The sequence below is a fragment of the Ensifer sp. LC11 genome, from assembly GCF_001695835.1.
Classification (GTDB): domain Bacteria; phylum Pseudomonadota; class Alphaproteobacteria; order Rhizobiales; family Rhizobiaceae; genus Ensifer.
Genome location: NZ_MBSO01000012.1, coordinates 168,633 through 191,477, shown reverse-complemented (window position 1 = coordinate 191,477; position 22,845 = coordinate 168,633). Strand labels below are relative to the sequence as shown.

The 22,845-nt window shown below is 61.3% G+C and carries 24 protein-coding genes and 1 riboswitch; of the genes, 14 read left to right on the top strand and 10 right to left on the bottom strand.

The genetic code is table 11. The features are described 5' to 3' along the window. Positions 1-47: 47 nt before the first annotated feature. The gene (locus BBX50_RS09650; protein ID WP_065775089.1) at positions 48-1,337 is read right to left on the bottom strand and encodes a mechanosensitive ion channel domain-containing protein; all 1,290 of its coding nucleotides are present in this window, start codon (positions 1,335-1,337) and stop codon (positions 48-50) included. Between the two features lie 187 nt (positions 1,338-1,524). Then, positions 1,525-1,983 (bottom strand): Lrp/AsnC family transcriptional regulator, encoded by a 459-nt coding sequence (locus tag BBX50_RS09645; protein WP_065775088.1) that lies wholly within the window; start codon positions 1,981-1,983, stop codon positions 1,525-1,527. 126 nt (positions 1,984-2,109) lie between these two features. On the opposite strand from BBX50_RS09645, the gene BBX50_RS09640 reads away from it, so the two are divergent. After that, on the top strand, positions 2,110-3,393 hold the full coding sequence (locus tag BBX50_RS09640; protein ID WP_065775087.1) for a cystathionine gamma-synthase family protein: 1,284 nt from the start codon (positions 2,110-2,112) through the stop codon (positions 3,391-3,393). 45 nt (positions 3,394-3,438) lie between these two features. Here the strand turns inward: BBX50_RS09640 and BBX50_RS09635 are convergent, their stop codons facing one another. Beyond that, positions 3,439-3,789: a VOC family protein gene (locus BBX50_RS09635; protein WP_065775429.1), complete on the bottom strand. Its 351-nt coding sequence runs from the start codon at positions 3,787-3,789 to the stop codon at positions 3,439-3,441. 121 nt (positions 3,790-3,910) lie between these two features. Next, complete coding sequence (locus BBX50_RS09630; RefSeq protein ID WP_065775086.1) at positions 3,911-4,534, bottom strand: TetR/AcrR family transcriptional regulator; 624 nt, start codon at positions 4,532-4,534, stop codon at positions 3,911-3,913. 83 nt (positions 4,535-4,617) lie between these two features. Here BBX50_RS09630 and BBX50_RS09625 point away from each other — a divergent pair, with 83 nt between their 5' ends. From BBX50_RS09625 to BBX50_RS09610, 4 genes are read left to right on the top strand one after another with little or no spacing between them, the layout of a single operon-like run. Further along, entirely contained in the window at positions 4,618-5,433 is an 816-nt protein-coding gene (locus BBX50_RS09625; protein ID WP_065775085.1) for a crotonase/enoyl-CoA hydratase family protein, read from the top strand. Between the two features lie 50 nt (positions 5,434-5,483). Further along, on the top strand, positions 5,484-5,846 hold the full coding sequence (locus tag BBX50_RS09620) for a metalloregulator ArsR/SmtB family transcription factor (RefSeq protein WP_065775428.1): 363 nt from the start codon (positions 5,484-5,486) through the stop codon (positions 5,844-5,846). After that, a complete protein-coding gene (locus BBX50_RS09615; protein ID WP_065775084.1) occupies positions 5,843-6,409 on the top strand; it encodes an SRPBCC family protein in 567 nt (188 codons plus the stop codon). The genes BBX50_RS09620 and BBX50_RS09615 overlap by 4 nt, the downstream gene beginning before the upstream one ends. A 27-nt stretch (positions 6,410-6,436) precedes the next feature. Beyond that, entirely contained in the window at positions 6,437-7,234 is a 798-nt protein-coding gene (locus BBX50_RS09610; protein ID WP_065775083.1) for an SDR family oxidoreductase, read from the top strand. Positions 7,235-7,291: 57 nt separating this feature from the next. Here the strand turns inward: BBX50_RS09610 and BBX50_RS09605 are convergent, their stop codons facing one another. Further along, positions 7,292-7,768, bottom strand: coding sequence for an anthrone oxygenase family protein (locus BBX50_RS09605; RefSeq protein ID WP_065775082.1), 477 nt, complete (start codon positions 7,766-7,768; stop codon positions 7,292-7,294). Next, positions 7,765-8,595 carry an NAD(P)H-binding protein gene (locus BBX50_RS09600; protein ID WP_065775081.1) on the bottom strand — a complete coding sequence of 277 codons (831 nt, stop codon included), beginning with the start codon at positions 8,593-8,595 and terminating at the stop codon, positions 7,765-7,767. Before BBX50_RS09600 ends, BBX50_RS09605 begins: the two co-directional genes overlap by 4 nt. A gap of 105 nt (positions 8,596-8,700) precedes the next feature. Here BBX50_RS09600 and BBX50_RS09595 point away from each other — a divergent pair, with 105 nt between their 5' ends. The 3 genes from BBX50_RS09595 (at position 8,701) to BBX50_RS09585 (ending at position 10,867) form a co-directional block, all read left to right on the top strand. Further along, positions 8,701-9,393 carry a TetR family transcriptional regulator gene (locus BBX50_RS09595; protein ID WP_065775080.1) on the top strand — a complete coding sequence of 231 codons (693 nt, stop codon included), beginning with the start codon at positions 8,701-8,703 and terminating at the stop codon, positions 9,391-9,393. Continuing rightward, positions 9,392-9,655: riboswitch (cobalamin riboswitch) on the top strand. (Overlaps the previous gene by 2 nt.) 40 nt (positions 9,656-9,695) lie before the next feature. Beyond that, a complete protein-coding gene (locus tag BBX50_RS09590; protein ID WP_065775079.1) occupies positions 9,696-9,872 on the top strand; it encodes a CbtB-domain containing protein in 177 nt (58 codons plus the stop codon). Between the two features lie 197 nt (positions 9,873-10,069). Next, on the top strand, positions 10,070-10,867 hold the full coding sequence (locus BBX50_RS09585; protein WP_065775078.1) for a CbtA family protein: 798 nt from the start codon (positions 10,070-10,072) through the stop codon (positions 10,865-10,867). Between the two features lie 39 nt (positions 10,868-10,906). Here the strand turns inward: BBX50_RS09585 and BBX50_RS09580 are convergent, their stop codons facing one another. Both BBX50_RS09580 and BBX50_RS09575 read right to left on the bottom strand, forming a co-directional pair. Then, on the bottom strand, positions 10,907-11,764 hold the full coding sequence (locus BBX50_RS09580) for a (2Fe-2S)-binding protein (protein WP_244513125.1): 858 nt from the start codon (positions 11,762-11,764) through the stop codon (positions 10,907-10,909). Positions 11,765-11,766: 2 nt separating this feature from the next. After that, positions 11,767-13,110, bottom strand: coding sequence for a glucoamylase family protein (locus tag BBX50_RS09575; RefSeq protein WP_065775077.1), 1,344 nt, complete (start codon positions 13,108-13,110; stop codon positions 11,767-11,769). Between the two features lie 157 nt (positions 13,111-13,267). Here BBX50_RS09575 and BBX50_RS09570 point away from each other — a divergent pair, with 157 nt between their 5' ends. The 3 genes from BBX50_RS09570 to BBX50_RS09560 all read left to right on the top strand — a co-directional run bounded on the left by BBX50_RS09570 (position 13,268) and on the right by BBX50_RS09560 (position 15,250). Next, the gene (locus BBX50_RS09570) at positions 13,268-14,062 is read left to right on the top strand and encodes a DUF1194 domain-containing protein (protein ID WP_065775076.1); all 795 of its coding nucleotides are present in this window, start codon (positions 13,268-13,270) and stop codon (positions 14,060-14,062) included. Between the two features lie 108 nt (positions 14,063-14,170). Next, positions 14,171-14,893 carry a GntR family transcriptional regulator gene (locus tag BBX50_RS09565; protein ID WP_065775075.1) on the top strand — a complete coding sequence of 241 codons (723 nt, stop codon included), beginning with the start codon at positions 14,171-14,173 and terminating at the stop codon, positions 14,891-14,893. A 117-nt stretch (positions 14,894-15,010) separates the two neighbouring features. Next, a complete protein-coding gene (locus BBX50_RS09560; RefSeq protein ID WP_065775074.1) occupies positions 15,011-15,250 on the top strand; it encodes a DUF982 domain-containing protein in 240 nt (79 codons plus the stop codon). A 78-nt stretch (positions 15,251-15,328) separates the two neighbouring features. Here BBX50_RS09560 and BBX50_RS09555 read toward each other — a convergent pair whose 3' ends face one another. Beyond that, entirely contained in the window at positions 15,329-16,345 is a 1,017-nt protein-coding gene (locus BBX50_RS09555; RefSeq protein WP_161490864.1) for a glycosyl hydrolase, read from the bottom strand. A 237-nt stretch (positions 16,346-16,582) separates the two neighbouring features. Continuing rightward, positions 16,583-16,936, bottom strand: a complete 354-nt coding sequence (locus tag BBX50_RS09550; RefSeq protein WP_244513124.1) for a hypothetical protein — start codon at positions 16,934-16,936, stop codon at positions 16,583-16,585. Between the two features lie 974 nt (positions 16,937-17,910). Between BBX50_RS09550 and BBX50_RS09545 the strand changes: the two genes are divergently transcribed. The 3 genes from BBX50_RS09545 (at position 17,911) to BBX50_RS09530 (ending at position 22,606) form a co-directional block, all read left to right on the top strand. Next, positions 17,911-19,101, top strand: a complete 1,191-nt coding sequence (locus BBX50_RS09545; protein WP_065775072.1) for a glycosyltransferase family 4 protein — start codon at positions 17,911-17,913, stop codon at positions 19,099-19,101. Positions 19,102-19,241: 140 nt separating this feature from the next. Beyond that, positions 19,242-21,059: a hypothetical protein gene (locus tag BBX50_RS09540; protein ID WP_065775071.1), complete on the top strand. Its 1,818-nt coding sequence runs from the start codon at positions 19,242-19,244 to the stop codon at positions 21,057-21,059. Positions 21,060-21,658: 599 nt separating this feature from the next. Next, complete coding sequence (locus BBX50_RS09530; protein WP_139108230.1) at positions 21,659-22,606, top strand: hypothetical protein; 948 nt, start codon at positions 21,659-21,661, stop codon at positions 22,604-22,606. The last annotated feature ends 239 nt before the right edge of the window (positions 22,607-22,845 follow it).

Sequence of the window (22,845 nt, the reverse complement as noted above, 5' to 3'; positions counted from 1 at the left end):
CAACCGGAAGGCGTGCGGGCGTTGGCTTTTCTTCGGCACCGCGGCCTTCACACGCGGGTTACCGCGACCGGTGTCTTCATGATGATTTCACGGTGCGGGAACGGGATCGAAATTCCGGCCGCCTTGAACGCATCCCAGAGCGCCATGAGCACTTGGCCGCGAATGTTCGTCAGCCCGTTGCCCGGATCGGAAATCCAGAACCTCAGCTTGAAATCGAGCGACGACGCGCCGAAGCCCGTCATCCAGCAGACAGGCTGCGCGTAACTGCTTGCAACCCGCGGAAGCGATGTGACGGTCTCAATGGCAATGCGTGCCACCTCGTGCGGATCGCTGTCATAGGAGGTGCCGAAACTGACCTCGATGCGGACGAAGTCGCTGGAAAACGACCAGTTCACCACCTGCTGCGAAATGAAATCCTCGTTCGGAATGAGATACTCCTTGCCGTCTCTGGTGATGACCGAGACGAAACGGGAGCGCAGGTCGCGCACGGAGCCGAAGGTATCGCCAAGCGTGATCGTGTCCCCCGGTTTGATGGATTTGTCGAGCAGGATGATGATGCCGGAGATGAAGTTGGAAACCACCTTCTGCAGGCCGAAACCGATACCGACGCCGACCGCCCCGGAAAAGACAGTCAGCGCCGTCAAGTCGATGCCGGTCGCCGAGAGCGCGATGGCGCCGGCAAAGCCGATCAGGACGATCTTGACCAGCTTGCTGATCAGCACCTTGAAGGAGGGCGTGAGATCCGCAGACCTCTGTATCCAGTGCGACGAGACATTGCCCATCAGCACGGCAAGCCAGATCAGCGCGGAAGAAAGCACGACGGCTTTCAGCACGAGCAACAGCGACAGACGAACCGCACCGAGATTGACGGCGACACCATCGAGTGTCGTCAGGATCACGCGATCAAGCCCGATTGCATAAAGCGCAAAGTAGATCCAGCCCACGACGGCAGTCACGCGTGCCAGCATCTGGTTGCGGATGATGCGCGTGAGCACCGAGATGACAAACCACGCCGCCGTCAGCGTCAGCGCGGTCGCCACCAGCCATCGATAGGACGGCCACCCGAAGCGCAATATCATTCCGTCGGCGATCCAGAGCCAAACGATCAGAAAGAGCCACCGCAGCCGCCGCATGAAGGCGATGATCACGCGCAGCAAATCCGGATTGCCCTTGATCGTGCGGGCGCGGGCCTCGACCAACGGCTCTATCCGCCTGGCAAGCGCGCCGCAGGTCAGGTAGCCGGCGACGATGAGGGCGAGTTGATAATACGTCCACTCATTCAGTAGGACCGCCCGCAACCAGGAAGCGACGGGGTAGAACGCTTCTGCGAAATCCATCGTCTCTCTCCGAGAGAACCAGGCGTCCGGCCGAGCGTTTGGGACGCCCTAATTCTTTGAATCTAGGGCACCCCCGGCACTTTCAAAGCCGTCGGCCGGAGCCTGTGTGTCTCGATCATGCCATCGGCCGGAGGATATCAAACGTCTTCAAAGAGTTACGACCGTTGTACCGGCATCCGGAGTGAGCCTAGATCCGGCGCTCCTTGATCGTGTTCATGACGAAGCTCGTTTCGATCGAGGCGACGCATTTAAGCCTGGCGATCTTTTCCTTGATGAAGCGCTCGTAGTGTTCAAGCCCGGAACTCATGACCTTCAGCACGTAGTCGCGCGAGCCGGTCACCAGATGGCATTCGAGCACTTCGTCCCAGCCGCGCACCGCCTCCTCGAACATCACGATCTCGTCCTCGTGCTGGCGGCTGAGCCGGACGGTCGCGATCGCCGTCATCGTCCAGCCGTCGACGGCGGGATCGATCAGCGCCGTATAACCGCGAATGACGCCGGTTTCTTCGAGCCGCCTCAGCCGGCGCAGGCAGGGCGAGGCCGAAAGCCCGACCCGCTCGGCGAGCTCGTTATTGGTGAGGCGGGCATCGGCAACGAGTTCCTTCAAAATTCTGCGATCCGTCTCGTCGGCAATTTTCTGCGCCATATCTTTTCCATTCAGCCAAATCTTTGCGCAACTCAAGGCGATCCGGCCGGAAATAGCAAGGATCGGCCCAGGCATCTGATATAATTTGCCAGTCAGTCGAGTCCGCTTCCCTTCAGGAGACAAGTCATGACCGCACCGCATCCCTCCAAGACCCATATCGGAAACCACAAGCTGCATCCCGAAACCCTGATGCTGAATTATGGCTACGATCCGGAACTGTCGGAGGGCGCAGTCAAGCCACCGGTGTTCCTGACCTCGACCTTCGTCTTCCGCTCCGCCGAAGAGGGCCGCGACTTCTTCGACTTCGTCTCCGGCCGCCGCGAGCCGCCGGCGGGCGTGGGCGCCGGCCTCGTCTATTCGCGCTTCAACCATCCAAACAGCGAGATCGTCGAGGACCGCCTCGCCGTCTACGAGCGCACCGAGAGCTGCGCGCTGTTTTCCTCCGGCATGTCGGCGATCGCCACCACGCTGCTCGCCTTTGTGAAACCGGGCGATGCCGTGCTGCACAGCCAGCCGCTCTATGGCGGCACCGAGACGCTGCTTGCCCGAACCTTCCTCAATCTCGGCGTTGCGGCCGTCGGCTTTGCCGATGGCGTGAGTGACGAAGCGGTCAGCGCCGCTGCCGAAGAGGCAATGGCCAAGGGCCGGATCTCGGTGATCCTCATCGAAACGCCGGCGAACCCGACCAACAGCCTCGTCGACGTCGCCATGATCCGCCGCGTCGCCGATCAGATCGGCCGGAAACAGGGCCACACACCCGTTATCGCTTGCGACAACACGCTGCTCGGGCCCGTCTTCCAGCGGCCGATCGAACACGGCGCCGACATCTCGCTTTATTCGCTGACCAAATATGTCGGCGGCCATTCCGACCTGATCGCAGGCGCCGCCCTCGGCTCGAAGGCTGTCATGAAGCAGGTCAAGGCCTTGCGCGGCGCGATCGGCACGCAGCTTGATCCGCATTCCTGCTGGATGCTCGGCCGCTCGCTCGAAACACTGTCAGTGCGCATGCAGAAGGCCGACGACAATGCCCGCATCGTCGCCGAGTTCCTGCGCGATCACCCGAAGGTCGAGCGCATCCACTACCTGCCCTTCCATGACGAGGCTTCGCCCGTCGGCCGTACCTTCAAGGCACAGTGCACCGGCGCTGGCTCGACCTTCTCCTTCGATATCGCGGGCGGCCAGGAAGCGGCCTTCCGCTTCCTCAATGCGCTGCAGATCTTCAAGCTCGCCGTCAGCCTCGGCGGCACGGAATCGCTTGCCAGCCACCCCGCGGCGATGACCCACTCCGGCGTGCCGGTCGAGGTGCGCCGCCGCATCGGCGTGCTCGATTCGACCATCCGCCTGTCGATCGGCATCGAGCATCCCGAAGATCTGGTGGCGGACCTTGCCAACGCGCTGACGCTGTCCTGATTGCAACCAGACACGACAGCCGCCGGTCCGGCCGACGGCTGCCCGTTAATGCGAGAGAATGTTGACGACGTTGCCGAAGGGGTCGCGCATGAAGAAGCGGCGCACGCCCCAGGGCTCGTTGGTGATGTCGTAGACAATCTCGACACCCGCGGCCTTGGCCCGCCCATAGGTCCGATCGACGTCGTCCACTTCGATGGAGAGCACCGGCACGGGCGTATTGTTGCCGCCCTCGCTGGCGACGCTCAGTTGCGGCATCGCGGAGGCCCCCTTCTCGGCGAATGTCAGGATCCAGCCGTGATCCATGACCACTTCCAGCTCCAGCAGGTCGCCGTAGAAGGCGCGCGCCATCTCCGGGTCCGGGGCGTAGAGGTTGGAGACAATACGTTTGACGGTCATAGATTCCTCCAGCTCCGGCGAGCCGCAACGCGGCCGCATCCGGCCCTCACAGGTGTTCGGCTTATAGCGATGCAGCCTATACTGCCCGCCATTCGCGTCCGATTGAAGCGGAAACCACATCTCACGTCAGGACGTGGCCGCCGCGCTCCGCTGACGCCTTCGGGTTCGCACTGGCAAGCGCCACGCGCACAAGCGTCGCCGCCGCCATGCCCGCCGTTTCCATGTAGCTTGCATCCCGATGCAGCAGCACCACGGCAAAGCTGCCATCGAGCAGCAGCAGGATCTGCTTCGCCAGCACAGACGGCTCGCCGGTGCCGGCTTCAGCAAAGGTCTCAGCCATCCAGGCCTCGAACTTCTTCTTGTGCGCAGCACCAATGCGGATCGCCGGGTGGCCGGGCATGTTGGCAAGCTCCGCCGCGGTGCGCAGGAAACCGCAGCCCTTCCACTTCGGGTGGCGTGCCGCCCGCGCCAGGTTGGCGAAGATCGCCTCGACCTTGGCCGCCAGATCGCCCTCCGCCATGTCGAACCAATTCCGGAAGAGCTCGAGGTTCGGCTGGTCGCGGCCTTCGAGATAGGCGGCAATCAGTTCGTCCTTGCTGTCGAAATGATAGTAGAGCGTGCGCTTCGTCACGCCCGCTTCCTCGGCCACCGCGTCGACGCTGACGGCACGTATGCCCTCGGCATAGAAGAGTTTTGCCGCAGCGCCGACGATCGTGTCGCGGGTCGATTTCTCAGGTTTCGCCATCGCTCAAGTATACCGACTAGTGAATATACTTCGCATCTTCCCTCACCTAGCTTCTTCCTGTCAACCCAAGCCGGAGAGCAACCATGTCCAACACCGTGCTGATGCAGATTTCCGAGGGCATCGCCCTCCTCACCCTCAACCGCCCAGAGAAGCTCAATGCACTCAACTACGAGCTGATCGATCGGCTTCTCGCCCTTCTCGATGCGATCGAGGTGAACGACAAGGTCGGCGCCGTGATCATCACCGGCGCGGGCGAGCGCGCCTTTTCCGCCGGCGGCGACATCCACGAATTCTCGGAAAGCGTGGCGAAGGGCGTAAACCCGGCGGTGCGCGATTTCGTCCGCCGCGGCCAAGGGCTGACGGCGCGGCTCGAAGCCTTCCCGAAGCCGCTCATCGCCGCCGTCAACGGGATTGCCTACGGCGGCGGCTGCGAGATCACCGAAGCGGTGCACCTGGCGATCGCCAGTGAGCGGGCATGCTTCGCCAAGCCGGAGATCAAGCTCTGCATGCCGCCGACCTTCGGCGGCACCCAGCGCCTGCCGCGCCTCGCCGGCCGCAAGCGCGCGCTCGAACTGCTGTTGACGGGAGAGGATTTCTCGCCGGATCGCGCGCGGGAGATGGGCCTCGTCAACCACGTCGTCGCCCATGAGGAACTGATGCCCGCCGCCCGCGCCCTCGCCACACGCATCATGGGCTATTCGCCGCTCGCCGTCCGCTCGATCATCACCGCGGTCACCCGCGGCCTCAACATGTCGATAGCGGAGGGGCTGCTCGTCGAAAGCGAACAGTTCGCCCAGATGGTACCGACGGACGACCTCTCCGATACGCTCGCCGCCTGGAAGGGAAGGCACATCCACGACGACGGGCCGCGTGACCACTCCTTCTCGCGCTACTACTAAATTCAACCAACCGGTTGACAATCACCTCGATCGAAGAGATATTCAACAACATGGTTGAATATCAGAACGAACATCTCGATGCCGTGTTCCACGCGCTTTCGGATCCGACGCGCCGCGCCATGCTCCAGAACCTTTCGCAGGGCGAGAGATTGGTGGGCGAGCTTGCGGCGCCCTTCTCGATCTCGCTGGCCGCGGCATCGAAGCATATCAAGGTGCTGGAAGGAGCTGGTCTGGTGCGCCGCGAAGTGAAAGGTCGCACGCATGTGTGCCGGCTCGATGCAGCGCCGATGCATGCGGGCATGGAGTGGATGCGCCACTATGAAGCCTTCTGGCGGACGCGCATCGACGCACTCGAGGCGCTGCTTCTGGCCGACGACGCAACTGTTCAAAACGATCCGGAGGAAAAACCATGACTTCGCATTCCACAGCCTTTGCCAGCACCGACTACGGCCGCGTCATCGCCCCCGACGCGGTGCGTATCGAGCGCCTCTTGCCCGGCCCGATCGAGCGGGTCTGGTCCTATCTGACCGAGGAAAACAAGCGCCGGCTCTGGATGGCATCGGGAACGATCGGCTCTTCCGAGGGCGCCACGGTCGAACACGTCTTCCGCCATTCGGAACTGACGACGGACGATGATCAACCGCCGCAGAAATACGTCGATCACGCCGGAGAAGTGCGCAAGCACGGCCATGTGCTCGCCTGGGACCCGCCGCGCCTGCTTGCCTATAGCTGGGAAGAAGGAACCGATACGCCGTCCGAGGTGCGCTTCGAGCTCAGTCCCCGCGGCGACAAGGTGCTGCTCATCGTCACACATACCCGCATCGCCAACCGCGGGATCATGACCAGCTTTTCCGCCGGCTGGCACGTGCATCTCGACCTGTTGCGCGACCTTTTGGAAGGCGAGCAACCGTCGGCCTTCTGGAGCAAATTCACGAAGCTCGAACAGGAATACGAAGCGCGCATCCCGAACCCGTGAACCAAACTTGCGAGGAGGACGATTTCGATGTTGCTCGAAGGCAAGACGGCCGTCGTCTATGGCGGCAGCGGCGCGATCGGTGGCGCTGCCGCCCGCGCATTTGCCCGCGAAGGTGCGCGGGTTTTTCTCGTCGGCCGCACTGCCGAGAGGCTTCAACGCACGGTGAGTGAGATTAGCGATGCCGGCGGCCGTGCGGATTTCGATCTGCTCGACGTTCTGGACCAGCCGGCGGTGGAGCGCCACGCCCGCACCGTTGTCGACAGAGCCAGCGCCATCGATATCGCGCTGACGGCAGTCGGTTTCGCCCATGTGCAAGGACCGCCGTTTTCCGACCTATCGCTCGAAGACTTCGAGCGACCGATCATGACCTACAGCCGAGCCAACTTCATCACCGCCAAGGCTGTGGCCCCGCACATGGCAAGGAGACGCAAGGGCGTCATCCTGACGCTCTCGACGCCCGGCTCCCGCATGGCCGGGTCTGGCTTTCTCGGCTATGGCACCACCTGCGGTGCCATCGAGACCTTCTCGCGCATCCTTGCTGGAGAGCTCGGTGGCCAGGGCATCCGTGTCGTCTGCCTGCGCCCCGATGCCATTCCCGAAGCCTTGCCGATCTCTCACGCGCGTGAGGTTTTTGAAGGCTTTGCGCGGCGTTTCGATACGACCGTCGAGGCGATGCTGGAGGCACGTGCCACGACCGGCACGCTGCTCGGTCGTTTCCCGAGGCTTGACGAGGTGGCGGACTACGCCGCCTTCGTCGCCTCCGACCGCGCCGGTGCCATGACCGGCGCGATCGCCAATCTGACTTGCGGCTCGCTGGTCGATTGATATCAGCAGTGCGACGTTGTAGCGCGGCAAGCCGAAAACGCCTGCCGGCAGTGCTCCTCAGGCTCGGGCGAAACCGAGAATGAAGAGTGCGAGCGAACCGATCGACGCGAAAGTGCGCACGTGGTTCCACCAGACCCAATCGGTGAGATAGCGCTGCTGCCACAGGTCGGTCGCTGCCTGGCCGGAGGCCTGACCCAAGGCATCGTTCATCGGCACGTTGAAGACGATGGTCACCAGCAGCACGCCGACGACATAGACGATGCCGCCCGCTGCCAGCAGCCACCGCCCATCGCCGCCCGAGAGGAAGGCAACGACAACGAGCGCCAGCGCGACCAGCGCCGTGCCCATGAAGGCGCTGAGAAAGATCGGGTTCTGGATGACGACATTGATGGCGTTCATCGCGGCGATCCCCTGCTCCGGCGGCAGCCGCGACAGGGCCTGCATGATGCAGACTGAAAAGATGAAGAACAGTCCGGCCATCAGGCCGGAACCGATTGCGGCGGCAAACGCCAGAGTGGGGATCAGCGGGATCATGCGGCAATACTCCAGACACCAGTTGCTGCGGTCTCCCGGGCATAATCGGCAAAGTCGCGCGGCCGGCGCCCAAGCACGCGCTCGACATCGGACGTCACACTGGAATTGCGCCCGTCGAGCACCGAGGTGAAGAGATAGCGGATGAGCTCGACATAGTCACCCGGCAAACCGTCGGCCTGCAGCTGTGCGGTAAAGTCGGCGACCGGCACCGACTGGTATCCGATCGGACGGCCAGAAGCGGCGGCAATCTCGGCCACGGCCTGCGCAAAGGTCATCAGCCGCGGCCCGGTCAGATCATAGACCTTGCCGACATGCTCGTCGTTCAGAAGCGCTGCAACCGCGACGTCGGCGATATCGTCGGTGCTGACGAAAGGTTCGGTGACCGTGTCCGGAGGCAGATAGACCATGCCGCTCACGACGCCCTCGGCCAGGAAGCCCTCGTTGAAGTTTTCGAAGAACCAGCTGCCGCGAACGATCGTCCATTCCGCCCCGGATGCCTGCAGTTCCCGTTCGGCCGCCTGCGCCTCGTCCTCGCCACGCCCGGAAAGCAGCACCAGGCGTTTGATGCCGGAGCGAACCGCAAGGGCGGAAAACCGGCGGATCGTCTCGACAGCACCCGGCACGGCGAGATCCGGCTGATAGCTGACATAGATGCGATCGACATTGTCGAGCACGGGCGCCCAGGTCGCCTCGTCCTCCCAGTCGAAGGACGGCGACGCCGAACGCGCACCGATGCGTACCGCAACGCCACGCTCTTGAAGGCGCTCGGCCACCCGCCGCCCCGTCTTGCCCGTACCACCCAAAACCAGTGTGATTTTCTGAGACATCGTTTCCTCCTGGGTTGACCACCAACAAACATGAGCATCTCTCACATTTGCAAATGTGATAAATCCTCGTATTTTAGGAGTCAAGTCAAAATGTGAGCATTACTCATGATTCCAGACATCAGCCCAGCCGCGGTACCCACCGAAGACGAGACCGCGCTGCGCCGAACACCCAGCCAGAAACGCAGCCGCGAGCGCGTCGAGCACATCCTTGCCTGCGCGACAGCACTCATCCAGGAGAAGGGCAGCGACGCGATGCGCATGAGCGAAGTCGCTGAAAAGGCTGGGATTTCGATCGGATCCCTCTACCAGTACTTCCCCGACAAGGCGGCGATCGTGCAAACCCTGGCCGAGCGCTACAATGCCGTGTGCAACGAGTGCATCGCGGCCGAACTTGCCAAGGTCACATCGCTCGCGGAACTGCGCGACGCCTTCTGTGTGCTGTTCGACATCTATTACGACATGTTCCTCGCCGAGCCCGTGATGCGCGACATCTGGTCGGCAATGCAGGCCGACAAGGCGCTGCGCGAGATCGACCTCCAGCAAAGCCGCGCCGGCGGAAAACTGCTTGCCGATGTCTGGGCCCGGCTCGTGCCCGATACGCCACGCGAGGAGATCGACAGTGCCGCCTTCCTCATCATGCACCTTGGCGATTGCACCATGCGGCTTGCGGTCTCGGTCGATCGGCCAGAGGGCGACCAGATTGTCGAGGCCTATAAACGCATGATCATCAGGGATTTTGTCGCGGATGGACCGGGCGGCGGCGCAGGCCTAATTGACATCTCCGGGGTGCGATCCTAATCATCTGGGATCGATTGGTTCCCGGAATGCGAACGTGTTTCGGGAGTAAACGGGAACGTGACGGATGGACCCATGCTGGGCATTCACATCACGGCCGACCCCGCGACTGTAGAACGACGTCGATCTACCATTCCGGAGCGATCCGGAAGAAGCCACTGGAAAAGACCGCGAGAGGGCGGCCGATCTGGGAAGGCGAGGCAGATCCCGGGCATTGAGCCCAGCGCCGTGAGCCAGGAAACCTGCCACTCGATGCGGGCATAGGGCCCATCCGGGATTTTCCCGACGCCATCACGGAGGTTGTCATGGCTACGTCTACCATTTCGAGCACCCCGCTCTCCCTCAGCGATCGTCTGACCGCTGGCATCATCGCCCTTCTCATCGGCGGCTTCCTCGTCTTCGGCGCCGGCCTTGCCAATTCGGCGGTGCTGCACGACACCGCGCACGACACCCGCCACTCCTACGGCTTCCCCTGCCACTGACCGATGTCTCGGAACGTTACCAACGTTCCGCATCGACAAAGCGGACCTGAACGCATCCGGCCTGTGCCGGATGTCTGTGCTCGTGCACGCCACCATCTCGGCCGGCACACCGGCGTGGTTCGCATCACACAGCGAATGGGAAGGCTAGCAAACCACGCCGCAGTGCGTGGCTTTTGCCGTTATCGAGGGACTTCAAGATGATTGTCAGAACGCTTCTGGCCGCGATCGTGGCTGGATTGATTGCCGGTGTCTTCATGACCGGCGCCCAGGAACTCAGGGTAACGCCGCTGATCCTGCATGCGGAAGAATTCGAGGGCCAGGCTCCGGCCGCGAGCGAACAGCCGGCTGCACAGCCTGGAACAACACAACCCGCCGCCGAGGGGCACGACCAGCATTCGTCGCTGAAGGCGGTCTCCCCGCTTTCCGCCATGCTCGACGCGCTGTCGCCGATCACGCCGGCCTATGCGCATGAGGGCGAACACGAGGAAGGCGGCATCATGTTCGGCATGAGCCGGTTCTCCGGCACGCTGATCGCCAATCTCGTCACAGGCTCCGGTTTCGGCCTGCTGCTCGCCGGCGTCAGCCTGGTGATCGGCTATCCGATCACGCTCCGGAACGGCGCACTCTGGGGCGCCTGCGGCTGGCTTGCGGTGCACATGCTGCCGGCAATCGGCCTGCCGCCGGAACTGCCGGGCTTCCCGGCCGCCGAACTCGGCGACCGCCAGACCTGGTGGTTGGCAACCGTCGCCCTTTCGGCTGTCGGCCTCTATCTCATCGTCCTGCGCGAGGAGATCGTCTCCAAGGTCGTGGGGCTGGTGCTGATCGCGGCACCGCAGGTCTACGGCGCGCCGCAGCCGGTCGATATTACCAGCAACGTCCCGGCCGTGCTCGGTGCCGAGTTTGCCGTCGCCGCACTCGCCACCACGCTTGCCTTCTGGATCGTGCTCGGCGTCGTCTCCGGCTTCATCAACGACCGCTTCGCCAAGGCGCATTGATCCCGCCGCATCGGCGAACAGACAGAGAGACGGCGGGGTTCAGGCCCCGCCGTTTTGCATGAGATGCGCCACCAGCCGCGCGCGGCGCGCCCCGGGTTCCAAGAGGACGCAGGTGTCGCAGAAACTGCCGCCCTCGGTGCGGAAGTAGAGGCAACAGCCGCAGCGCATCCGATAGTAACGCGACAGCCGCTCGTCACTCGCCGGATCGAGCGCGGTGATTTCCTCGTAACAGAGCGCGTCGGAATAGAGCGGCGAACCCTGCCGTTTGACGATCGCCAGCGCCGCCGCCATGCCACGCGCCTCATCGCCGACCGCCCGACCGATTTCCAGGAACGCGCCGGCGAGTGCGTCCGCAGCAAGTCGCCATTGTGCCCCGGAAGAAAGGCCAGTGCGCCGCTTCAACACGGCAATGACTGGTTTCAGATGCGCCCTGAACTTGCGTTCGAAGCCAGCGATGTCTTCTCCCGGCACGAGGCGATCGAAACGGAAATGATAGCGCTTGCCGGCAACAGCCACCCCTCGGGACGTACGGGTCCAATCCTCGAAGCGAAGCCCGGCGACCTCTGCAGTGAGCCCGGCGCCAAGATAGAACGCACCCAGCACCATGCTCAGCTGATTGCTGTAGAAGGCGATCAGATGGGCCGCTCTTATCCGGTCCGTCATGTCGGTTGCGAAGCGGTCCTGATAGGCAAGACCAGCCTCCATATCCGGGCTGCCCTCTGCCCAGAACGCGGCAGCCACGCGGAAATCGCTCGTTGCCGGCCCGAGCGAAACGCCAGCCTCAGGGAACTGCGCGCGCAAGGTTTCTACGACCGCCAGCGCTTGCGGCGGATAGGCCTCCACCGTTTGCGCTGTCGGTTGCTGGTCGTTCAAGGTCATGCCGTCTTTATCGCCCATTCTCATCGTTCAGCGTCGCTGCAGACGGCAACCGCCGACGTTCCTCTCTGGCTTGCAAGCCAGCCGCCCTCGAAGCCCGCGCGCTCGAGGCCACGACGCATCGCCGGAACCTTGCGCATCAACTCCCAGGGCAAACCGGTACGCCAGTTCTCGATCATCATGACGATGAGGCCCTGGTCAAGACCGACGACGCGGTCATCGACCCAGCCTTCCGGTCCCTCCCCGGAAAGACTGGGGTTGAAGCCGCCGGGAAAGCGTCGCTGGCTGAACAGGTTGGGGTAGCCGGAAACGAGATGCCCCAGCGCCGCCAGCGAGGCATCCGGATCGAAAGGCAGGCAGGCGAGCGCCGCCCAGGGCACGAGCGTGCCGTCATCGATGCCAAAGGGAGCGCCCCGGTTCACATAACCGTAAAGCCGCTGCCAGCGTCCGTCCCAAAGGCGCAGCCGGCCGCGCGGCGCATGGCAGGCGCTCAGGCCCCAGAGATGCGTCCCATAGCCGGCAAAGCCGCCCGGGTTCTGGCAGGCATGCTCGCGCTGCAGAGAAATCGCGCGCCGGGTGTTGTCGAAATAATCCGTCTGCCTGTCGCGCATCGGCTGATCGGCAAGTCCGCGAAGATCAAGCCAGGCCTGCGGGAAGAGATGGATGAAAAGCGGCGCCGCGTGCAGATGCGGTGCTCCGCCAGCAATGATCCAGTCGTAGGTCTCGGTAAAGGCGGCATAGTGTTCCGGTTCGATTGCGTGCTCAGGCGCCCCGAGTGCCAGCACGTAGAGCAGCAGCGCTTCGCTATACCCCCGCCAGCGATGAGGCAGAAACCGTCCGGGTGGACGCCAGCCCATCGTCAACGTGGTGCTCCGGTTGAGCGCCCAGCGCCAATCGACCCGCGCATAAAGCGCTTCGGCAAGCGAGCGGATTTCGCACTCGGCAGCATCCTTACCGGAGAAATACGCCGAGACGGTCAGAATTCCGGCCATCAGCAGTGCGGTGTCAACGGTCGAGACCTCGCTCCGCCAGGTGCGCTCGCCGCTCCGCATGTCGAGAAAATGATAGTAGAAACCGCGATAGCCGGTCGCGCATTGCTCGCGCGACTGCGGGCCTTCGGCAAGCATGCGCAGCACGCGATACACCCGACGTGCCGCTTCGGCACGTGCGATCCAACCGCGCTCGACGCCAACCGGATAGCAGGAAAGGCCAAAACCCGTTGCCGCGATGCTCGAAGGCGCGTCCGGCAACGAGGTATCTGCAATCAGCCCGGTGACCGGATCCGCGTAGTCGAGAAAATAGGTGAAGGCCGCCCTCTGCAAGCTATCAATTTGAAATAGCTCTTTATTTTCCGTCAACTCCAGCATCCTGGCCTTCCCGATTGTACCCTTCATCGTCAATGCTGTTGTCGCGGCAATAGTAAAATCACTCTTTGTTGAACTCCGGCCACGCCCAAATGGTCGCCGAAATCCAATCCTGTGTTACAGTCTTCTAATCTACCGCGCGCAATGACTGGTTGAAGCGATGTTGAGCGTGTTGGCGTTAATCCTCTCATTGAGTGGTGGCCCGAGCCCATCGACCGCCGTATCGACGAATGTCGACGTTGAACTGATCCTGGCGGTCGACATGTCCGGCTCGATGGATCTGGACGAAGCGCGCGTTCAGCGCGCCGGTTATGTCGAGGCGCTCAGGCACCGTGACTTCCTTGATGCCGTCGAAAGCGGCCAGCTTGGCCGAATTGCCATTGGCTACTTCGAATGGGCCGGAACGGTCAACGAATCCTCCGTCGTTGCCTGGCGGGTGATCGATACCGCCGCCGATGCCGACGCCTTTGCCAAGCTGATCGAGGCGCGGCCAGTCGGCACACGCCGCGGCACGTCGATCTCCAACGCGATCACCTATGGCACGGCGCTGATCGATTCCAACGCCTTTGCCGGCATCCGTCGCGTCATCGATATTTCAGGCGATGGCCCGAACAATATCGGACCGCCGGTTCTTCCGGCCCGCGATACCGCGATCGAACGCGGCATCACCATCAATGGCCTCGCCATCCTGATCCGCCCCTCCGTCTCCACCGGCCCGCTCGACCAATACTATGCCGAATGCGTCATCGGCGGCCCCGGCTCCTTCGTGCTGCCAGTGCACGAGCCCGAGGATTTTGCTGTCGCGATCCGCCAGAAGCTGGTGCTTGAGGTGAGCGGCCTGCCGCCACCGCCGCGCGTCCGCCTGGTCGATGCCCTGCCAGCCTCCGATTGCCTGATCGGCGAGAAACTGAGACCCGGCTTCCTCGACCGGGTCTATCCAGAACTCGACAAATAACCCTGCCCTCGCCGCGCGGTTGCCGCTGCGCAACCCTTGCGCGTCAGATTGTCGTTTCCCTTGCGCCCGCCCGACGATAAGATGATGCATTGCTTCGCGGATCGATTCATGTCCTTGACCACCACGCCTCCATCGGCCGACTTGGCCTCCGACCCGGCCTCCGACACCGGCAGCCAACATATCCGCGACACGCTGCGCGATGCGATCGTCGAGCGGCGACTGGCACCCGGCACCAAGCTTTCGGAAAGCGATGTCGGCGAACTTTTCAATGTCAGCAGGACGTTGGTGCGCGCCGCGCTGCAAGCGCTCTCCTATGAAGGGCTTGTCAACGTCGAGAAGAACCGCGGCGCTTTCGTCGCCCATCCTTCCATCGACGAGGCGCGGCAGATCTTTGCCACCCGCCGGCTGATCGAGCCCGGCGTCGTGCGGTCCGCGGCCGCAAACATCGGCAAGGCCGAGGTCGCCGAGTTGAGGCGCATGCTGGCGGCCGAGCGGCAGCTGACCGAACAGCGCGGCCAATCGGCCCGCCGCGCCGAGATCAAGGCCTCAGGCGATTTCCACCTGGCGCTCGCCGACCTCTCGGGCAACAGCATTCTGCGCCGCTTCATGGACGAACTCGTCGCCCGTTCCTCGCTCGTCATTGCGCTTTACGGCCAGTCGACCGTATCGAGCTGCGGCCACAGTGAACATGACGAGATCGTCAATGCGCTCGAACGTGGCGATATCGACGCAGCCGCCAGGCTGATGGTTCACCATATCGACCACATCGAAGCCGATCTCGATCTGCGCGTCCACAAATCGACCGACCTTAAGGCGGCGCTGGAGCTTTAGGACCCCGCCGCCAAACACTATTTCGTTCCCGAGCCAAAATAGTCGTTGGCTTCGCGGAACCAAACACCTGCTCCGGCGTTGGCCTCTCGCTCGAAAAGACTTTGAACGAGGAATGCAATGAGCGAGAAACGCTTCCCCACCCCAATTCCCCTCCGGCTATCGGCAAGGCGGCAGACCGTGATCAGAACGGTCTTTGAGGCCGTGGAACTGCTGCGGCAGTGGCCAGGCCGGCGCGGACGGGAATATCGAGCGGCCCTCAGGCGTTGCCTGGACGCGCTCGACGGATTGACAAGTGCGGACCGGGCGAGCCGCTGCTTTGTGGCCGCAGCCCGTGAATCGGGCCTGTTGCTGGCCTGATCGCCGGCTCTTGAAATCCACGAGGTATCAACCCCACGCGATGCGCCGAAGGACGATCGGCGCGTTGCCCTGCAATGCTCACTCAGCGAGTTCCGCCGCCTCTTTCGTCTGCCGGTCCGCCAGCGCCTTGAGCGCCTGCTTGTCGAGCCGCCAGTCCGGCGCGCCGTAGCCAAGCGGCCACTTGTAGGGCTCCTTGTCGTTGAAGAACACGACCGTGGTCAGAAGCGGGAAAGACCGGCGGTAGGTCTGCGGATCGAGGATTTCCTGGTACCAGGCCCGCTTGTAGTCGGCTGAGCCCGAAACCCCGAGTTCGGCGACGAGGACCGGTTTGCCGAAACCGGAAACGCGCTGGTATTTTTCCTTCAGCGCCTCGCCGAACCTGCGCTCGCGACCCCAATAGTCGACGTCCATTTTCTGCAGACCCCAGACGGGGATGCCAATCGCGTCGACGACATCGTCGCCCGGATAGTAGGCGCGAAGATTGCGGTTGCCGATCGGCGACCAGACATAGCGCGCAGCCGGCGCCAGTTCCCGACACTTGCTGACGAAGTAGCGAAACGCCTTCTTGTAGCCTTCACTGTCGCGGCGCGCCCAGGGGTAGCGTTCGCTCGGCTGCTCCATCTCGTGACCCCAGCGCACATAGACCGGCCCGTCGAAACTGGCCGCGCGGGTGCAGACGTCACGGATTTCGCGATCGAAGCGCCCCTTGCCGATATCGGCAAACAGCCTTTCGCCGCCGGCTCGCCAGTTGGCCGCATGGGTATAGGGCTCGACCGAGAGCATCAGCGCCCGCCCTTGTCTCGCCGCGATCGCGATCTTGCGCTTCAACAGCGCCCGATCGGGCTTCTGCCAGTAGACGAAGACATGTTCGAGCTGGAGCCCATCATTGTCGGCGACGGCGTCATGCGGATCATAGACGCCGATGGCAACGGCGCGCGCGGCCTGGCCCTTGGCGACCGGGCCGATCGCAGCGGTCGTGAACGAGCGGTCGACGCCATCGGCCGGATCCTGCGCGCGCGCCGCAGGCGTTGCGGCGATCGACAGGAGCACCAGCGTTCCCCCGGCAAGGGCTGATCTTACGACTGCAATGGACAATGATATTCTCCAGCGGCCTGTCTGAGGACACCGCATTAAAACCAGCATGGGCTTGCTCCGCGCTGGAGGTCGGCATGGTCGCGGACGGGCACCGCCCAACCGCGTGACATCCTCGCCAACCGGGACAGCGGCGGTCAGAAGTTCACCGACCGAGATCGGGGACCGCCCCGATCCCCCAAGAAACAACGCCGGACGGATCTCCGCCGGAATTGCGCAAGCTCAAACAACGGATGCCCGTTAGTACGACGTCCTCAGGAAGCAGTGCGACGTGCGACCGAAACCGCTGGGCGAGCAGATATAGGGAGCGCGACCGAGATAGGCGGTCGTACGACGCCGCGTCGGCGCCGGTTCGACGATGCCCTCTTCGGCCTCGGCGACCTGCAACTGCTTCTCTTTCTTGCGAACCTTGACCCACGGGCTCGCATAGCCGCTCGAACGGCTTGACGCAAACAGCGGACTTTCGCCGACAACCGCCGACGAACAGCCGGCGGAAAGCAGCAGGAGGCTCAGAACTGATGTTGTCGGTACGAGATACATGAAACCCGAAACGGCGGTGCGGCTTGCGCCGGCACATGCGGCTTTGATTCGCATAAACGTCCTTTCGAATAGCGGCACGGACCGCCCGGGGTTCCTTTGGGCGAAATGGCGACAATCTTCAACCCCTTTTTCATTATTCATTGCTTAAATTAACAATTTCTTTCTTAAGGGCTTGCGTCATGGTTGTACCGATCGCTCCAGGCTGGAGAAAAGCGGGTCGAAGACGTGCCGAAGAGCACACCAGCCAGAACTAAAGCGAGCCGCCTGAAGTGCGGAGAACGCTTAGGAAAATCAAATATTTATTGAGAATGCACCTTGCGTCACAGGCGATCATCATCCGCGACGCAGGGACACTCGTTACGTCCTGCGGTCGCAGGCGTGAGAATCACAGCTCTAAATGGGCCGCAACGCAAAATTTCGACGCAAAGCCGGCGAGCGAGAGCAGAAGCGCGCGCCGCTCCCTCATTTCTGGCTACACCGCATTTACAAATCGTTGACCTCTGCCAGCCACCTTGGGGCAAGGCGCAACATGTTTGAGCGTATGCGCCCACTCCAAAACTGCCCGCGTCCTGCGGGCATTTTTTTGGGCTCCTTGGCTCGACCAGTGGGCAAGGGTTGGCTGGCCGCCTTTCCAGCAAAGACACCGCCCCTGCCCACACACCGCGATTGAAACCAGCGCCCGAATGCCTGACTGGTCCCTGACGCGGCGTCCGACGTTCAACCGGCAGGCGTCAGGACTCTTCCCATAGGCGGCAATTCAGATGGGACGGCCAGCCCAGAGCCCCGCACGTTCATATGAACGCGCGATGGACGATCTTTCATCAGACGGCATGTTCCGCTTCATGCGATTTCACCGGAATGCTGTGGCAGCCATCTCCTCGGCATCATGGCAGCGTCGTCCGCCAGAAGGAGTTCTGTGCGACCTGCAGCTAGGCCCAACGCCTGTTTACCAATCTGCGAAAGTGTCGTTGCAGCGAATTTAAGGATTCGCTAACAATAATACGGGGAGAGTAAGGGGGCGATCCAGATTGGATGAGGAGACACGTGCCGACATCGTAGGGACAGCCGGAATTGCGGGCGCGCGCATAACGATCGTCGTTTCAGCGCTCGGCGCCGGTGGCACCGAGCACGTCGTGAGCCTGGTCGCAAGTCACTGGGCAGGTCTCGGCTGCATTGTCACGGTGATCACGCTCGAAGCGCCGACCTCGCAGCCCTATTACGACCTCGATCCGCGCGTTTCCCTAGAGCGCCTCGACCTGCCGACACAGAAGGCCTCAAAGCTGCGCGCTGCCTTGCTGGTGGCAAGGCGGCTCCATCGCCTGCGTTCGGTCATCAGGCGCACCCGCCCCGACTTTGTCCTGAGCTTTCTCACCCGCACGAACGTGCTGACGCTGTTGGCAACGAGGGGCCTCCCGATTCCGGTCATCGTGTCCGAGCGCAACAACCCGGCAGTGCAGCCGTTCGGCCCCTTCTGGAAATGGCTTCAGCTTCGCCTGTATCCACGCGCCTTCGCGCTGGTGACCATGACCACGGGCGCGCTCGACCATTTCCCACCGGCGGTCCGCCGTTCCGGACGAGTGATTGCCAATGCCGTCAATCTGCCCGCTGTCTGGCAAAAGAGGCGTGGCAACAATGTCCTGACCGCCGTTGGCCGTCTGACGTCACAAAAGGGTTTCGATCTGCTGTTGGAGGCCTTCGCCAAGGTCGCTCCCGAACACCCCGAATGGAAGCTGGTCATCTGGGGCGAAGGCGAGGCCAGGAAAGAACTGGAAGCCCAGCGTGACACTCTTGGTCTGAACGACAGGGTGGAGATGCCGGGCGTCACCGCGCGGCCGGGCATATGGGTCGAGACCGCCGATGCCTTCGTCTTGTCGTCACGCTACGAGGGATGGGGCATCGCCCTGCTCGAGGCGATGGCATCAGGCGTCCCCGTCGTCTCGTTTGCCTGCGAATGGGGCCCGACTGACATGATCGACCACGGCGAGGACGGCATCCTCGTCCCAAACGGCGACATCGACGCGCTGGCCGACGCCTTGTCCAACCTGATGGGCGACAGCGCCCTGCGCACCCGCCTCGCCGCCAACGCCGAAGCCAGCGTCAGGCGCTACGATGCGGAACACATCCTCTCCCAGTGGGACGCCGTGGCAGTGGCGGCGCTGGAGCACGCAGGCGCGCGCAAGACGGCGGTGAAGCCGAAAGTTGTGCCGGTTTCGGGGTAAGGGGGTGGACGCCCGATGTCGAAAGGCAGCGCTCGCCTAAAGTGAGACAAGAAAACTTGCGTTCAGTGATTGCAGCAAGTCACATATGCCCGTAGTATAATAAACTTCTAATACACGCGACTCTGGCGGGGAGGAAGGGGATGTCGCTCAATGAGCCCGATCGACCTGTTCCTCAGGTGGATTATCTGGCCCTTTACAGGTCCCGAGCTTCAAAAGCCAATGCGTTAATCTGGTCTCTTTCACTCTCCTTAGCTGTTGCGTGGCTGTCTATCGTAGAACCCGGCCACAGCGAGCTGGCTGACGCGATTCAGTCCGCCGAGGAAACGGTCGGTGGCCGCGTCGACGAGTTCCGACAGGCACTGACTGACAGGGGTGCGATACCCCTACAGCCCAAGAGCGGGTCAACTTCAATAAGTGATGGTACAGAAGCTGGCACGGCGTTCGGTGAGAGCTCAGATACTAGAGCCCAAGAATTTCAAAAGAATGATGAGCGAAAAAGCGTTGTCCAAGATAAAGCAACAGAAGATATTAAGGCATTAAGACAGAACGTTAATTTCGGCGCCTTCGGTTCGGTGTTCTCCATTCCCCGGAAGTTGGTGGTGCTTCTCTGGATGTCAATACTAGTTTGGCTCCTTGGATACATTGTTTTGAGGAGAGAGGATCTAGCGAAGATGCTATATAAGAGCATCCGGCGGTACCTCCCATCCGAAAAAGCCGATCCTTGCACGCACGGGTCCTTTAAGGGCCAGCTATCAGACGTGGCTGGGGAGGCGCCGTTCTGGCTCGCGCCCATTCCGTCAAGCGCAACTGATATAAAGGATGAATTGAAGGAAGCGCTCGGCTGGGACGAAAGTGGGTATCGGCAAAGCTTGGCAATATCCTTCGCCGTCGTCACCGGTTTCCTTGTGGTGGCGATCCGGGTCGTCTACATCGGATTTATGTTTACCGACGAGCCCTACCTAGTCGGCCAATTGACTGGCGTGGAGGATTTGTTCACTCGGTGGTCGGTAAACATGTTGATGGTTGGCCTCCTGCTAATTGCCATTCTTTGTTGCATTCGCTGGCTGGCACCTCCCATACACGTGAAGAATGCCGAGCCAGCATCTGAAGCGCGCCGTGATCTTATCCTTATGAGTGGCTTTGTTGCGGTTTGGAGCGCAACCACATTTGCTCTTGGTCGCGCAATTGGCTGGAACATTGACGAAAGCCGCTTTTCAACATGGAAAACTCCAACATCGGAAAATCTGCTGAGATTCTTAAAAATGCCGCGCACTGCTTCACGAAAGAGCGCCGCGACGAGAATCTTCAGTCCTTTTGGACGTCCCTATACGCAAGGTTTCTACGAATCAACAATTAGAGATACTACAGGGAAATCTCGCGTACAGATGATCTACGTAGATCGAACGTCGAGAGCAATACTGCCGAGAGAACTTAGAACAGTTGGGTGGCGTACCGACCAGTCGCAGAAGGTTGATATCGTTGCTACGAGCAACACCTATACGCAGATAGTCAACCTAATAGCGCCTCGCGATGCTGCATATGCCTTTGAGCAGGCGGCAATATCGGAGTTGAGATTGAAACGCGGTGGCTCGAAAGACAAAGCCACGGAAATACTCGATGCAGCAATTACACGCGAAATCGTGGAAGGCAGGCCGTTTAGCCATGATTGGCCGTCAACACGACTTATCGATCTTCTGGCGACCATATATGCGAGGCGCGGTGAGAACGAGAGATTGTTAGACTTGGCAAACAAAGTCGAGACTTACGTAAAGAGTCGCGAGAGAAAAGATGACGATACCATAACTATCAGGAAACAGCGGCTGTTGGAGCGCGCTGAACGTTGGCGGGCTATCGACTCCAAATGGAATAGGGATCGGCGCACTCCGGCAAACCGTGTAGTGTGGCGTTGGGTCGGCCGCGACGGAAAGTATAGTGACATAGAGATTAGAAGCGCGTAACGTGCAATGCGGGTGATCTGCTAGTGAAAGCTACGCCAACCGGCGCAACAGAGGTTCGAATCCTCGAGTTCACCCACCTCTCCCTCATTTTATGAAAACCCAAGGGCGAAGCGCGGGAAGCTGTCGTTCGAGTGCACCAGGCGACGGCCCCCAAAGATCCACTTAATGTCTTGCGAACAAACTGGATACCCAGACGTTTAAGGCACCCCATAGGGCGATCATCATCCCGGATCGCGTTCCGCGCCCATGCAGTTCTCGTGCGTCAGTAACCACTGGGGTGGTTGCGGCGACGCTCGCGAAACGCCGTCAACGACGACCAAATGCGGATGAGATTCTCACGCGCTTGCTCGGTTCGGACCTCCGGTGGCGCGTAACTCTGTAGATAGGGCGATGGGCTCCTGAGACAGTATGGTGGGCTTGGAGGAATTCTGAAAAGCCAGCAATGTCAATGGCTTGTGAAACGTAGGGCATAGAATCAGGCTTTGAAGTCGTTATGTTCCTTACGCGTCCCGTCCCACATAAATCAGTTCGGGTAGTGTTGCACACTACCGCGTTGCTCAATACATTCGCATCAGGACAAGCAGCCCAAGGTAGAAGCCTTGCACGTAGTTATAAATTCTGACGTAATATTTTCCAAGGAATTGCGAAGGACTGGGCTTCCGGAACATGTCGTCGCTTTCCTGCGACGATGCGCCGCCTCTCATCACCAAATCATTGTTCCAGAAACAACCCAGATCGAGTTCGATGCTGCTCAGCAGAAGGCATATACAAATCGCGCAAACGAACTCGAAAAGGCCGCTGAAATCCTTCGTCAAGTTGGCGTTGAGGTTCAAGAATTCGATGCCGCAGAATTAATCACTCGAGTCCCGTTGCTTGAGTTGTTGGGCCGAATTCAGGATTTGGAGTTCTCGCTTTGTCCGGCAACCATCGAAGACTACCAGGGCGCATTGAACAAGGCTTGCCTAAAGTCCCCACCGCATCCGCCCGATGGCAAAGCGGACGAAATGCGGGACCTCGTCATCTGGCAAGCAGCACTTAGAGTTGCGGCCGCGAACGGCGGCGCCATCTTATTGAGCCGAGACGAAGTCCATACTCATCATCGGGGTGACATCGAGGCAGACGCCCACGGATTGCGGAGAACAGGGGACTTTGATCGAGCGCTAGAGATGCTCGATCTAGAGTCTGACGCGAGTGTTATTATCCGGTCCCTACTATCGACGAAATGGCCCGACATCGTCGCATCCGAATTGCCAATGCAGCAAGGGGCAACGTTGCTGATGGCCCGCGATCCGATCTTCTCGATAAGCGCCGACGGCTTGACGAGCGCAACCGCGGTGGTGACATTCAGTTCAGGAGATGGCAACGAACTGCGGTGCGAGGCGAAGATCACCTATGTTGGTGATCCACTAAGAATCTTTGAACTGCACCTGCGACAACTGGCGAACGGCGCAGCCTTCGACCGAGTTTATGAAGTTGGAGCCGGCGATCAAGATGACTACCAAGACCGCCTCGAAGCTCTGCAAGACATGATGGGAGATAGAGGGTGAACCTTAGCTTGGGCAGCGTGACGTTCTCGGACGTTGAAATTCCAATTCTCTGGGGCACGCGAGCGATCCTAGAAGATGGAAAGCGGAGAATCTCAGTAATTAACATAGCTGGAGCGAAACCCGAGCTTGAGATCTTGGGTGATAAACCAGCGCCCAATATCAAGTTCATACCCAGCGGCTCAGGGTTTAAGATCCTAGCCGACGACGGCCATATCTCCTATATTTTTTGGCCGCAGAGT